A 14129-nucleotide genomic window follows, 5' to 3' on the forward strand; every position below is an offset into this window, starting at 1 on the left:
CCCGAAAATGGTGTCCGACAGCGCGATGGGCGATGCGCGATCGGTTGCCGAGGCCCTGGAACGCAGCCAGGCTCGCTATCATGCCCTGTTCGAGGCGATCGACGACGGGTTCTGCATCATCGAGTTCATCGACGGTCCCCACGGACCATCGAGCGACTACGTCCACATCGAGGCCAATACCGGCTACCATCGCCACACCGGCATCGTCGATATCGTCGGGAAGCGACTGCGCGAAATCGCGCCGACGGAGGCCGACGCCTGGGTCGATCTCTACGGCACCGTTCTGCGAACCGGGCAACCGATTCGCTTCGAGCGTCAGTTCGTCGAGGTCGACCGGCATATCGAAGTGGCGGCGGCACGCGTGGAGCCCGCCGGCCTGCGCCAGGTTTCGGTGCTCTTCCGCGACATTACCGAGCGCAAGCGCGCGGAGGCGGCGCTGCGCGAAAGCGAAGCGATCGCGCGCGAGAACGTCCAGCGGGTTCGGCTGGCGCTCGCCGCCGGCGCCATCATCGGAACCTGGTTCTGGGATCTGCCGACCGACCGCTTCACCGTGGACGAGGCGTTCGCCCGCTCTTTCGGCCTCGATCCCGCGCACGGGCGAGAGGGCCTCAGCCTCGCGCAGGTGGTGGAAACCGTTCACCCCGACGACCGGGAAGGGCTGGCCAGGGCCATCAACGAGGCGATCGCGCGGGGCGGCGCCTATGCCCACCAGTACCGAACGCGCCGGGCGGACGGGAACTACTACTGGCTGGAAGCCAACGGACGCGTCGATCGCGCACCGGACGGAACGCCGCTGAGCTTTCCCGGCGTTCTGCTCGACGTCGAGGAGCGTCGGGCCGCCGAGGCCGAGCGGCGCCGCGTCACCGAGATGCTGCGCGAGTTGAACGAGACGCTGGAACAGCGCGTCGCCAGCCAGACGGCCGAACTCATGGCCGCCGAGGAGGCGTTGCGCCAGTCTCAGAAGATGGAGGCCGTCGGACAGTTGACGGGCGGTCTCGCGCACGACTTCAATAACCTCCTGGCCGGCATTTCCGGCTCGCTCGACCTGATGCAGTCCCGGCTGGCCCAAGGACGCTACGGGGAGCTCGACCGCTACATCAACGGCGCGCAAGGCGCGGCAAGGCGCGCTGCCGCGCTGACGCACCGTCTTCTCGCGTTCTCGCGGCGTCAGACGCTCGACCCGAAGCCCACCGACGTCAACCGGCTGGTGGCGGAGATGGAGGACTTGATCCAGCGAACGGTGGGTCCGCAAATCGCCGTGGAAGCGCATATGCAGGAGGACCTCTGGAGCACCCTGGTCGATCCGAACCAGCTCGAGAACGCGCTCCTGAACCTCAGCATCAACGCGCGCGACGCGATGCCCGACGGTGGTCGGATCGTGATCTCGACCGCGAATCGGACGCTTGACGCGCGGGCGGCCAAGGACCTCGACCTGCCGGCCGGCGAATATGTCGCCATGTGCGTGTCCGACACCGGCACCGGCATGACGCCGGACGTGATCGCCAAGGCGTTCGACCCGTTCTTCACCACCAAGCCGATCGGCGTCGGCACCGGGCTTGGCCTGTCGATGATCTACGGCTTCGTCCGGCAGTCCGGGGGGCATGTCGAGATCACGTCGGAGGTCGGCCGGGGAACGCAGATCTGCATCTATCTGCCGCGCGGTCTGGCCGCCGAGGCTCCGGCGCCCGCTCCGGAACCGCTGCCCGTTTCCACCAAACCGCAGGACAAGACCGTGCTCGTGGTGGACGACGAGATGCTGGTTCGCATGCTGGTGGTGGACGCGGTGGAAGATCTCGGCCTCACCGCACTCGAAGCCGGCGACGGGCCGCAGGCCATGAAACTTCTGCGCTCCGACGTCCGGATCGACCTTCTCGTCACCGATGTCGGCCTGCCCAACGGGATGAACGGACGGCAGGTGGCAGACGCGGCGCGCGAACTGCGACCTGACCTGAAGATCATCTTCGTGACCGGCTATGCCGAGAACGCCGTTCTAAGCCACGGCCATCTGGACGCCAACATGCAGATCGTGACCAAGCCGTTCGACATGGCGGTTCTGTCCAACCGTATCCAGGGAATGGTCGGGGACTGACGCGTTAATTGTCGCGCGCGTCGGGCGCGAGAAGGATCGAGGTCGGGTTCCGAGGCGGCGCCTCGCTTTCGAAGACGGCCGTGTTTCCGGCCTGTCGGACCGCACCGTCCAAGACGAGACGCAGGGCATGCGGGTAGAGCCGATGCTCAGCGCGCAGGAGGCGCTCGGCGAGCGAATCGGGCGTGTCGCCACGCTCCACCGGGATCGCCGCCTGCGCGATGATCGGACCTTCGTCCATATCCTCGGTTACGAAATGCACGGTGCAGCCGTGGATGCGCATGCCCGCTTCCAAAGCGCGCTCGTGCGTGTGCAGCCCAGGGAAGAGCGGCAGGAGGGACGGGTGAATGTTGATCATCCGCCCCGCATAATGGCCGACGAAGCGAGGCGTCAGAAGTCGCATGTAGCCCGCGAGGCAGACGACGTCCGGCTTGTGGACGTCGAGCGCCTCGATCAGCGCCGCCTCGTGTGCTTCCCGATCCGGGAAGGCTCGCTGGTCCACCGCCTGGGCATGGATGCCGTAGCGCCCGGCGGTGGCGAGACCGCCGGCGTCCGGCTTGTTGGACAGGACGGCGACGATCTCACCCGGAAAGCCCGGATCCATCGCGGCGCCGATCAAGGCGCTCATATTGGACCCACGCCCGGAAATCAGAACCGCGACGCGCTTGCGGGGCGAGGCGTCGTTCACAGCGCGAGCTGCCCGTTGAAGGTGACCGCAGCCTCGCTCCCGCGCGGGAGAATGCGCCCGAGCGGCACGACGGTCTCGCCTTCGCCCTGCAGGATCGCGGCGACGGACGCCGCCTCCGCTTCGCTGACGACGACGATCATGCCGATGCCGCAGTTGAAGGTACGCAGCATCTCGCTTTCCGCGATGCCGCCCTGTTCGGCGAGCCAGGAGAAGACGGGCGGCACGGAAACGGCGCCGAGATCGATATCGGCGCGCAGCGCCTCGGGCAGGACGCGCGGGATGTTCTCCGGGAAGCCGCCGCCCGTGATGTGGGCCAGCGCCTTGATGCCGTCGTTCGCCTTCAGCGCGACCAGGAGCGAGCGGACGTAGATGCGCGTCGGCTCGATCAGGGCGGCCGCCAGCGTCCGGTCGGGATCGAACGGGGCGGGGGCGTCGTAGCTGGCACCCGCTGCCTCGACGACGCGCCGTACCAGCGAATAGCCATTGGAATGGACGCCGGACGAAGCGAGGCCGAGGATCACGTCGCCGGACACGAGATCGGCGCTCGGCAGGAGGCGGCCGCGCTCGGCGGCACCCACCGCGAAGCCCGCGAGGTCGTAGTCCTTTTCGGCATAGAGCCCCGGCATCTCGGCCGTTTCCCCGCCGATCAGCGCGCAGCCTGCCTGCCGGCACCCGTCCGCGATGCCCGACACGATCGCCTCTCCCTGCGCCGGGTCGAGCTTGCCGGTGGCGAAATAGTCGAGAAAGAACAGGGGCTCGGCGCCCTGAACGACGAGATCGTTGACGCACATGGCTACGAGATCAATGCCGATCGTATCGTGCAGGCCGGTTTCGATCGCGATCTTCAGCTTGGTGCCGACGCCGTCGTTGGCGGCCACGAGAACGGGGTCCGTGAAGCCTGCGGCCTTCAGGTCGAACAGACCGCCGAAGCCGCCGATCTCGCCGTCTGCACCAGGACGCCGGGTGGAGCGCACCAGCGGCTTGATGCGATGCACCAGTTCGTTGCCGGCGTCGATGTCGACGCCTGCGCTCCGATAGGTCAAACCCTTGGCGTTTTCAGCGGTCATGGCTCGGTCCCCTTTGGGGGCGAGTTCGCACGATCGCGAAGCCTGGGCAAGTCTTGCGGCCCCCGGCGGACCGCAAAAGTGGCGCCGAACCCGAGTGGCAATGCATCGACGCTCGCCGCACCCGCGCCAGCTTGTGGAAAGCGGGCATCGATCACCGGGAAGCCGGCACGCGGATGCCCGACCCGTTCTGCGAGAGCGAACCGACACTTGACCCGACTTTGCCGCCCTGCCTATCTCGAATCCATTCGCCCGCGCACCCGTTTCGTTCGCGCTCGGGGATGCGGAGCCAGCCTATGATCCGAGACAGAAGTCGGCTTCTCAAACGTCAGATCCTGTTCTGGAGCCTGGCCGCGCTCGGCGTCGTTCTGTTCCTGTGGCTGTTCCGTGGCATTCTCCTGCCGTTCGTTCTCGGCATGGTCATGGCCTATTTCCTCGATCCGATCGCGGACTGGCTGGTGCGTCGCGGCTTCTCGCGCGTGGCGGCCAGCATCGTCATTCTCATCATGTTCGTCATCGTGATCGCGCTGGTGCTTCTCGTCCTGGTGCCGGTGATCGGCGGGCAGATCGCAGGCTTCGTCCAACGGCTGCCGCAATATCTCGGCCGGTTGCAGGAACTCGCGGTGGACCTGCGCAACGGCCCGCTGTCGCGCTTCGTGGAAAACGATCCGCAGACGATCCAGCAGGATTTCCAGGCCGTCGTCCGCCAGCTGTCGGGTTTCGTCACTTCGCTCGTCGCCTCGCTTTGGACGTCGAGCCTTGCGGTCGTGAACTTCCTGTCGCTGTTCGTCGTCACGCCCGTCGTCGCCTTCTATCTCCTGCTCGACTGGGATCGCATGATCCTGAAGATCGATGCGCTCGTGCCGCGCGAGCATGTCGCCACCGTGCGCCGGCTGGCGCGCGAGATCGATCGCTCCGTCGCCGGGTTCGTGCGCGGGCAGGGCAGCGTCTGCCTGATCCTCGGCACCTATTACGCCGTGGGGCTGACGCTGGTCGGCCTGAACTTCGGCCTCCTGATCGGCTTCTTCGCAGGGCTGATTTCCTTCGTGCCTTATGTCGGCTCGGCGCTCGGGCTGGTGATCGCGCTGGGTGTGGCGCTCGTCCAGTTCTCGCCGGACTGGGTCTGGGTCGCGGCGGCCGCCGGCGTCTTCTTCACCGGCCAGTTCGTCGAGGGCAATATCCTCCAGCCCAAGCTTGTCGGCGCGTCCGTCGGGCTTCATCCGGTCTGGCTGATGTTCGCGCTCTTCGCATTCGGCGCGATCTTCGGCTTCGTCGGCCTTCTGATCGCAGTGCCGGCGGCCGCGGCCGTTGGCGTCTTGGTGCGCTTCGCCATCCAGAAATATCTCGACAGCGAGATGTACTTCGGACGTGAGATCACAGCCGCGCCCGCCGCCGCGCGCATCGAAAGCGACACGCTCGGAACCGCGATCCGCGAACAGTTCGATCCGCGCGCAGGGAAGACGGAATGACCATGCGTCGCCCCGCGCAGATCCCGCTGGATCTTCCGGCCAATTCCTCGCTGACGCGCGACGACCTCGTCGTCGGCGCGGCCAATTCGCTCGCCGTGGATGCCGTGGATGCGTGGCCCGCTTGGCCGCACCCCGTCGTCGTGATCGTCGGGCCGCCGGGATCGGGCAAGACGCATCTCGCCGCCGCATGGAGCGAGACGAGCGGCGCCGTCGACTGGACGGGGGACCTGCCGGACGAAACGCCCTTCGCCGTTCGCGTCGAGGACATCGACCGCGCACCGTACGACGAGTCCGCGCTGTTCGCGCTGGTGAATGCCGCGCGTCTCGGCGGCGGCAGCGTTCTCCTGACATCGCGCACCCCGCCGTCGGCGCTCGATATCAAGCTGCCCGACCTGCGCTCGCGCGTTCGCGCCGCGACGGTGGTGGAACTCCAGGTTCCCGACGAGGACCTCCTGTTCGGCGTCATCGTCAAGCTGGCGGCCGATCGCCAGATCGGGATCGACCCGAAGATGATCGCCTACGCGCTGGCCCGCATGGAGCGCTCGTTCCAGGCGGCCAGCGAGTTCGTTGCGCGGGTCGATCGTGAGGCGTTGGCCACGAAGGAGAAGATCGGGCGACCCCTGGTGCAGCGGATTCTCGCCGAGATGGAAGTGGAAACGAAATCCTCGTCATGAAACAGTCGCCGAACGCACGTAGGTGGCCATATCTGCGTTCGAAAGCCCGAGTTTCCGATGAGCGAAGCGATCACCCCCGCGCAACCCAAGCCAAGCCGCCCGTCGAGCCGCCGCCGGACGCCCAAGACCGACGCCGCCCAGGTTTCCGACGCCGCCGCCGAGGAGTTCGAACCGGTCCTGTCGGACGACGATACCGGCGAGCCGGAGCCCGATCAGCCGCTGATGGAGGCGATCGGCATCGTCCCGGTGCCCGCCGCGCCGCCACCGCCCGTCGCGCCGATCGTCGAACTGCCGGCCGATCGGTACATCAACCGCGAAATCTCCTGGCTCCAGTTCAATCGGCGCGTTCTGGAGGAGTCGCAGAACCTCAACCATCCGCTTCTCGAGCGCGTTCGCTTCCTGTCGATCTCGGCCGGCAATCTCGACGAGTTCTTCATGGTGCGCGTGGCGGGGCTCGCGGGCCAAGTGCGCGCCAGCCTTTCGGTGCGCAGCGACGACGGCCTGCTTCCGCAGGAGCAGCTCGACCGGGTGCTGACCGAAGTGACGCAGTTGCAGGAGGAGCAGCAGGCATCGCTCGCCGAGCTGGTCAAGGCGCTGCGCGCGGAAAACATCCTGATCGTGGGCGCGGGCGAGCTTAAGAAGGACGATCGCGCTTGGCTTGAGCGCTATTTCGACGATGCGATCTTCCCCGTCCTGACGCCGCTATCGATCGACCCGGCCCATCCGTTTCCGTTCATTCCGAATCTCGGCTTCTCCATGGCCCTGGCGCTCGTCCGCGAGCGGGACTCGCAGGGCATGAACGCGCTTCTGCGCCTGCCGACCGCGCTGCAGCGCTTCGTCGAGATGCCGCTGACGGAGGCGGGCGTCGCGCGCTTCGTGCCGCTGGAAAGCGTCGTCGCCCTCTTTATCGCCAAGCTCTTTCCGGGATACCGGGTGCGCGGGCAGGGCACGTTCCGCATCATCCGCGACAGCGATATCGAGGTGGAGGAAGAGGCCGAGGATCTCGTCCGCCTGTTCGAATCGGCGCTCAAGCGCCGTCGTCGCGGCTCGGTGATCCGCATCGAGTTCGACCATGTCATGCCGGAAGGTCTGCGCAACTTCGTCGCCAGCGAGCTCAACGTTTCGGAAAGCCGCATTTCGGTGATGGACGGCATGCTGGCGCTAGACGCCGTGTCGCAGATCGTCAGGGTGCCGCGCGACGACCTGAAGTTTTCGCCCTACATCCCGCGCTTCCCCGAGCGCATCCGGGAACACAACGGCGACTGCTTCGCCGCGATTCGCGAGAAGGACATCGTCGTCCATCACCCCTACGAGAGCTTCGACGTGGTGGTGCAGTTCCTGCGCCAGGCGGCGTTCGACCATAACGTCGTCGCCATCAAGCAGACGCTCTATCGCACCTCCAACGACTCGCCGATCGTGCGCGCTCTGATCGACGCGGCGGAGGCCGGCAAGTCGGTGACGGCGCTGGTCGAGCTGAAGGCGCGCTTCGACGAGGAAGCCAACATCAAATGGGCGCGTGATCTGGAGCGCGCCGGCGTTCAGGTCGTGTTCGGCTTCATCGAGAAGAAGACCCACTCGAAGCTCTCGCTCGTGGTCCGCCGCGAGGAGGGCAAGATGGTGTCCTTCTGCCATATCGGCACGGGCAACTATCACCCGATCACGGCGAAGATCTACACCGACCTGTCCTACTTCACCGCCGATCCGGACATCGCGCACGACGTCTCGCATATCTTCAACTACATCACCGGCTATGCCGAGCCGACCGAACTGCGCAAGGTCGCGATCTCCCCGCTGACGCTGCGCAAGCGCATTCTCCAGCACATCGAGGAGGAGATCGCGCACGAGAAGGCGGGGCGTCCGGGCCAGATCTGGATGAAGATGAACTCGCTCGTCGATCCCCAGATCATCGACGCGCTCTACCGGGCGAGCCAGGCCGGGGTCGAGATCGATCTCGTGGTGCGCGGCATCTGCTGTCTGCGGCCGCGTGTCGCCGGCCTGTCGGACAACATCCGCGTCAAGTCGATCGTCGGGCGCTTCCTGGAGCACAGCCGCATCTTCTGCTTCGGCGCGGGCCACGGGTTGCCATCGGAAAAGGCCATCGTCTACATGGGGTCCGCCGACCTGATGCCCCGAAATCTCGATCGGCGAGTCGAAACGCTGGTGCCTATCACGACGCCCACGGTCCACAGTCAGGTCCTGTCGCAGATCATGCTCGCCAACATCCTGGACAACCAGCAGAGTTGGTCGGTCCTGTCGGACGGCACCTCGCGGCGGATCGAACCTTCGGAAGGCGAGCAGCCTTTCAACGCCCAGCGCTACTTCATGACCAATCCAAGCCTCTCGGGACGAGGAAAGGCCCTGAAATCGAATGCGCCCAAGCTCATTGCCAGACAACGCGCGGAGCATTCCCGCTTCGATTGACGAACCGGCGCACGGACGCATTCCCGACCGCGAGCCGGTGGCGGTCGTCGATATCGGCTCCAATTCCGTCCGCCTCGTGATCTACGAGGGCAACACCCGCGCGCCCACCGTCCTCTTCAACGAAAAGGTGCTGAGCGGCCTGGGGCGCGGGCTCGCCGACACCAATCGGCTGGACGACAAGGCGGTCGCGAGCGCCATTGCCGCGCTGACCCGATTCCGGGCTTTGTGCGATCAGTCGCGCGTGCGCGAGATCCATCCGATCGCGACGGCCGCCGCGCGCGAGGCCGTCAACGGGCCGGAGTTCGTGGCCGCCGCCGAGCGCGCGATCGGCTGCCCCATCACCATCCTGTCCGGCGCCGACGAAGCACGGTTCGCCGCCGAGGGCGTGATCGCCGGTTTTCACGCCCCCAACGGCATCACCGGGGATCTGGGCGGCGGCAGCCTCGAGATCGTGGACGTCGCGGATGGCAAGATCGGCAACGGCATCACGATGCCGCTCGGCGGCCTGCGCCTGCAGGACCTGTCGGGCGGCGACGTGTCCAAGGCGCGGGGTATCGCGGACAGCCATGTCGGCGGCTCGGGCTTCGGGCCGATCGCGATTGGCCGGCCTTTCTACGCCGTGGGAGGAACCTGGCGTAACCTCCTGAAGCTCCACATGGAACAGACGGGTTATCCGATCCATGTGATGCACGGATATTCGGTGAAGCCGGGGGAGATCGCCGAGTTTCTGGCGGCGGTGGTGAAGAGCGATCCGGAAAAGCTGCCCGGGATCGCGGCCATCTCGCGCAGCCGTCGCTCGCTCTTGGCGTTCGGCGCGGTCACGCTCCAAGCCGTGATCCAGCATTTGAAGCCGTCCGAGATCGTCCTTTCCGCCTACGGCGTTCGCGAGGGCTACCTTCACGAGCGCCTGTCGGCCGAGGAAAAGGCCAAGGACCCGCTGATGGAGGCGGCGAGGGAGCTTTCGTTCCTGCGATCGCGCTCGCCCCGCCACAACGAGGAACTGATCGACTGGTCGACGCGCACCTTCACCGCGCTCGGCATTGCCGAGTCGGTGAACGAGCAGCGCTTGCGCAAGGCGGCCTGCCTCCTGACCGACATCGCATGGCGCGCGCATCCCGATTATCGCGGCACGCAGGCCTTCTCGATCGTCGTCAACGCGGCCTTTCCCGCGATCGACCATCCGGGGCGTGCCTATCTCGGCCTCGCCAACTATTATCGATACGAGGGCAACTTCGACCCCGTCTCGCTCGATCGGATGAACGGTGTCGTCGATCCGCGCATGCTGCAGCTCGCAAGACTCCTGGCAGCTCTGTTCCGTGTCACGTATCTCCTGACAGCCGCCATGCCGGGCGTTCTGGAGCGCCTACGCTGGGCGCAGGACCCGCGAGGCGGCTTCACGCTGGCGGTGCCCAAGGACCTGGCCGGGCTCCTCGGCGAACGGCCGGAGGCTCGCTTGCAGGCCTTTGCCAAGGTGGTGGAGCGAACGCTGCGGTTGGAGGTTCGCTAGGGGCGTCCGGCGTTCAGACGTTGCGAGGTCTCTCGACCTGCCGGCGGGCGATGGCGCAAGGGCGCTTTTCTACCAGCGTTTCGCCTGGGCAGGCGCCGTGATCGGCTCGAAGCGCGATGCGTTGAGATCGGCGACGAGATGCAGGGCGCTCTCGCCATCGTCCGGGTATCGCCGGAAATCGCTCTTTCGCAAGCGGAAGAGTTTGCCGTCTCGCGCCATTAGAAGGTCGCCCCGGTCCCAGTCCGCCCAGTCGGTGGCCGGTAGGTCGAACAAGGGCGTCTCCTCGCCATCGAGAACGCGAAAGCTCGTCCCGTACCAGGGATGGCCACGCCGCCCGACGGAATGGAGATGTTCTTCCAGAAGCCGGCCGTTGCGCCCGCGCTTGCGCCAGACCTGAGGGGGCTCGATGGTCCAGCCACCACTGTATGGATCGTAAGGTAAGCTGCTTCCCTCGCAAACGAGGCTCCAGCCATCCCGTCGCCGTCGATGCGACAGGATGGGCTCGTCCTCTCCGCGGCCGGAAACGGGGTCGAGCGGGGCGACGGTCATTCCCCGTTTCAGTTGGAACCCCGCCGCCAGATCTCGTTCGTCTTCCCGATGGTTCAGAAGAAGACGCGTTTCGTCCTCGAACAGGCCGCCACCGCCATAGGTGCCGTTCCGCTTCGGCCAGAGAGCCAGGGCGGTCAGATAGGGCGGGCGCGAGACCGCCGTCCAGGCCTCGAACTCGTTCGGGTATTTCGTGGCGAGATAGACGAGGAGGTCGCCGGACGGCGAGAGATCGCAGCGTCGTTCGTAGATTCGACCTTTAAGCCACTGGCCGGAAGTCACGCGATCCGTTCGCAGATCCCAGCTGAGAAGCTGCACGTGTTTCGAGGGGCCGCGTCGAAACACGACCCCCGTCGGAGCGTCCCGAGCCAGGATGACGTAGAGGCGCGTCGCCGCTGCGCGTTCCCCACCGTCGCCGTCCTCGTCGGGGGAAGCGGCTATGGGGGGCTCCGATGGTGCTTCGACCATGTGGCCTCCATGCTTTTCGACGGGGATCGCCGGGCCTTCGCCGAGGGAGCGAGGTCTAAAGCTTGACGACCTCGACCCGCCGGTTGCGGTAGACGAGCGCGGCATCGCCCGCCAGAAGCTCCAGCGCGCGGTTGCCGAACAGCTCGCGGCGCCAACCCTCCAGGGCCGGAACCTCGGCGCTCTCGCCGCGAACGGCCAGCTTTTCGAGATCGTCCCCGGAAGCGATCAAGCGTCCGGCGACGCCGCGCTCGTCCACCACGATCTTGAGAAGGACGCGCAGGAACTCCACGGCCGAAGCGGTGCCTTCGGGAAGGTTCGGGGGCTTTGGGATGGCGGGGAGGTCGGCCTTCGGGATCGCCAGCGCGCGGCCGACGGCCGCCAGGATCTCTCGGCCCGCGCTCGAGCGCTCGAAGCCCTTGGAGAGCGTCCGCAGACGGCCGAGCGCCTGCTCGTCCTTGGGCTGTTGCTGGGCGATCTCGTAGACCGCGTCGTCCTTCAGAATGCGCGAGCGCGGCTGGTCGCGCCCACGCGCTTCCCGCTCGCGCCACGCCGCGACCTCTTTCAGGACGGCCAGTTCAATCGGTTTCCTCACGCGCAGCTTGAGCCGCCGCCAGGCGTCGTCCGGGTGGATGTCGTAGGTGCCTGGGTCGGTAAGCACCGCCATCTCGTCGGCAAGCCAAGCTTCACGGCCCTCCACGGCCAGCGCCGACTTTAGGAAACGATAGGCGTCGCGCAGGTAGGTGACGTCGGCGAGCGCATAGTCGAGCTGCTCCTTCGACAGGGGGCGGCGGCGCCAGTCGGTGAAGCGTGAGGACTTGTCGATGTGGCCCTTCGATGTGCGGGCGACGAGCTGGTCGTAGGCGATCGACTCGCCGAAGCCGCACACCATGGCGGCGACCTGGGTGTCGAACAAGGGCTTGGGGATCAGCCCGCCAAGCTTGTGGACGATCTCGACGTCCTGGCGCGCGGCATGAAAGACCTTCACGACCCTCTCGTCGGCCATCAACTCAAAGAAGGGAGCGAGATCGATCCCCTCGGCGAGCGGGTCCACCAGGACGGCCAGTTCGTCCGACGCCATCTGGACGAGGCAAAGCTCCGGCCAGAACGTCGTCTCGCGAATGAATTCGGTGTCCACCGTGACGAATTCGGCGCGGGCAAGGGTTCGGCACGCTTCGGCAAGGGCGGCGGTCGTGGTGATCGGTTCCATGCGTTCTTATAGATCACGAAATCGGTAGGCGTGCAGGCCGCTCGCACGAGGTCACGGAGAATCCACCGCTTTCCGCGCCGCAATGTCAGAATTGTTGACATAACGGGACCCGCATGCGCTTTTCCGCGAAAATTCGAAGCCGGGCCGAGCGCGCCCGGCTATGCCGGACAAGCCCGAGAGATGACCGCGATGCACCGTTACCGCTCCCACACCTGCGCCGAGCTCCGTCCCAGCCATGTCGGGCAGTCGGTTCGCCTGTCGGGTTGGGCGCACCGCGTTCGCGACCACGGCGGCCTTCTGTTCATCGATCTGCGCGACCACTACGGCCTGACCCAGATCGTGGTCGATCCCGAATCGCCGGCCTTCAAGACGGCGGAAGCCGTTCGCGGCGAGTGGGTGATCCGCATCGACGGCGAGGTGAAGGCGCGCACGTCCGAGACCGTCAACGCCAAGCTGCCGACGGGCGAGGTCGAGGTTTTCGCCCGCGAGATCGAGGTCCTTTCCCAAGCGAAGGAGCTGCCGCTCCCCGTCTTCGGGGAGCCGGACTATCCGGAGGACGTGCGCCTCAAGTACCGCTTCCTCGACCTTCGCCGCGACACGCTGCACCGGAACATCGTTCGCCGCACGCAGATCATCGCGGCGATGCGCCGGCGCATGCAGGACACGGGCTTCACCGAGTTCTCGACGCCGATTCTCACCGCCTCTTCGCCCGAGGGCGCGCGCGACTTCCTGGTGCCGAGCCGCATCCACCAGGGCAAGTTCTATGCGCTGCCGCAGGCGCCGCAGCAGTACAAGCAGCTGATCATGATGAGCGGCTTCGATCGCTACTTCCAGATCGCGCCCTGCTTCCGCGACGAGGACCCGCGCGCCGACCGCCTGCCCGGAGAGTTCTATCAGCTCGATCTCGAAATGAGCTTCGTCGAGCAGGAGGACATCTTCCAGACGATGGAGCCGGTGATCCGCGGCATCTTCGAGGACTTCGCCGAGGGCAAGCCGGTGAGCCAGGAGTTCCGCCGTATCCCTTACGCGGAATCCATGCGCAAGTACGGCTCCGACAAGCCGGACCTTCGCAACCCGATCGAGATGGAGGCCGTGACCGAGCACTTCGCGGGCTCCGGCTTCAAGGTCTTCGCCAACATGATCGCGAACGACCCGGCGGTCGAGGTCTGGGCCATTCCAGCCAAGACCGGCGGAAGCCGGGCGTTCTGCGACCGGATGAACGCCTGGGCGCAAGGGGAAGGCCAGCCGGGCCTCGGCTACATCTTCTGGCGCGAGGAGAACGGGGCGCTCGGCGGCGCCGGGCCGCTCGCCAAGAACATCGGCGAGGAGCGCACGGAAGCCGTTCGCACGCAGCTCGGCCTTGGCGCGGGCGATGCCTGCTTCTTCGTGGCCGGCAACCCGAAGGCCTTCGCGCCTTTCGCCGGCGCCGCGCGCACCCGCGTCGGCGAGGAGTTGAACCTCGTCGATCGCGACCGGTTCGAGCTCGCCTGGATCATCGACTTCCCGTTCTACGAATGGGACGAGGAGTTGAAGAAGGTCGACTTCGCGCACAACCCGTTCTCCATGCCGCAGGGCGGCATCGAGGCGCTGAACAGCCAAGAACCGCTGTCGCTCAAGGCGTTCCAGTACGACATCGTCTGCAACGGGTTCGAGATCGCGTCGGGCGGCATTCGCAACCAGCTGCCCGAGACCATGGTCAAGGCCTTCGAGATCGCCGGCTACGCCCAAGCCGATGTCGAGGAGCGTTTCGGCGGCCTCTACCGCGCTTTTCAGTACGGTGCCCCGCCGCATGGCGGCATGGCGGCCGGTGTCGATCGCATCGTGATGCTTCTGTGCGGGGTCAAGAACCTGCGCGAGATCACCATGTTCCCGATGAACCAGCAGGCCTTCGACCTCCTGATGAACGCGCCCTCCGAGGCGACGCCGACGCAGCTCCGGGAACTGGCGATCCGCCCCATCCCGCAGGCCCCCAAGGCCTGAACCAGACGACGAGAAGGGC

General features: G+C 66.4%; 10 protein-coding genes. 6 read left to right on the top strand and 4 right to left on the bottom strand.

The features are described 5' to 3' along the window. Window positions 1–7 precede the first annotated feature (7 nt). A complete protein-coding gene (locus tag H7A85_RS09645) occupies window positions 8–2089 on the top strand; it encodes an ATP-binding protein (protein WP_182085717.1) in 2082 nt (693 codons plus the stop codon). 4 nt (window positions 2090–2093) lie between these two features. Here the strand turns inward: H7A85_RS09645 and purN are convergent, their stop codons facing one another. Together purN and purM are read right to left on the bottom strand one after the other, a co-directional pair. Then, complete coding sequence (gene purN / locus H7A85_RS09650) at window positions 2094–2774, bottom strand: phosphoribosylglycinamide formyltransferase (protein ID WP_280514911.1); 681 nt, start codon at window positions 2772–2774, stop codon at window positions 2094–2096. Beyond that, window positions 2771–3841, bottom strand: coding sequence for a phosphoribosylformylglycinamidine cyclo-ligase (gene purM, locus H7A85_RS09655; protein WP_182085719.1), 1071 nt, complete (start codon window positions 3839–3841; stop codon window positions 2771–2773). The genes purN and purM overlap by 4 nt, the downstream gene beginning before the upstream one ends. A gap of 293 nt (window positions 3842–4134) precedes the next feature. Between purM and H7A85_RS09660 the strand changes: the two genes are divergently transcribed. The 4 genes from H7A85_RS09660 to H7A85_RS09675 all read left to right on the top strand — a co-directional run bounded on the left by H7A85_RS09660 (window position 4135) and on the right by H7A85_RS09675 (window position 9909). Next, window positions 4135–5307, top strand: a complete 1173-nt coding sequence (locus tag H7A85_RS09660) for an AI-2E family transporter (RefSeq protein ID WP_182085720.1) — start codon at window positions 4135–4137, stop codon at window positions 5305–5307. Beyond that, entirely contained in the window at window positions 5304–5981 is a 678-nt protein-coding gene (locus H7A85_RS09665) for a hypothetical protein (protein WP_182085721.1), read from the top strand. Before H7A85_RS09660 ends, H7A85_RS09665 begins: the two co-directional genes overlap by 4 nt. A 222-nt stretch (window positions 5982–6203) precedes the next feature. Next, the gene (locus tag H7A85_RS09670; protein WP_182085842.1) at window positions 6204–8402 is read left to right on the top strand and encodes an RNA degradosome polyphosphate kinase; all 2199 of its coding nucleotides are present in this window, start codon (window positions 6204–6206) and stop codon (window positions 8400–8402) included. Between the two features lie 37 nt (window positions 8403–8439). After that, a complete protein-coding gene (locus H7A85_RS09675; protein WP_244631076.1) occupies window positions 8440–9909 on the top strand; it encodes a Ppx/GppA phosphatase family protein in 1470 nt (489 codons plus the stop codon). Window positions 9910–9978: 69 nt separating this feature from the next. On the opposite strand, the gene H7A85_RS09680 is transcribed toward H7A85_RS09675, so the two are convergent. Both H7A85_RS09680 and rnd read right to left on the bottom strand, forming a co-directional pair. Further along, window positions 9979–10923 carry a hypothetical protein gene (locus H7A85_RS09680; protein WP_210270239.1) on the bottom strand — a complete coding sequence of 315 codons (945 nt, stop codon included), beginning with the start codon at window positions 10921–10923 and terminating at the stop codon, window positions 9979–9981. A 55-nt stretch (window positions 10924–10978) separates the two neighbouring features. Next, window positions 10979–12130 carry a ribonuclease D gene (gene rnd / locus H7A85_RS09685; RefSeq protein WP_182085723.1) on the bottom strand — a complete coding sequence of 384 codons (1152 nt, stop codon included), beginning with the start codon at window positions 12128–12130 and terminating at the stop codon, window positions 10979–10981. A 189-nt stretch (window positions 12131–12319) separates the two neighbouring features. Here rnd and aspS point away from each other — a divergent pair, with 189 nt between their 5' ends. Next, window positions 12320–14110 (top strand): aspartate--tRNA ligase, encoded by a 1791-nt coding sequence (gene aspS / locus H7A85_RS09690; protein ID WP_182085844.1) that lies wholly within the window; start codon window positions 12320–12322, stop codon window positions 14108–14110. Window positions 14111–14129: the final 19 nt, after the last annotated feature.

The organism is Aureimonas sp. ME7 (assembly GCF_903970965.1).
Taxonomy (GTDB): Bacteria; Pseudomonadota; Alphaproteobacteria; order Rhizobiales; family Rhizobiaceae; genus Aureimonas.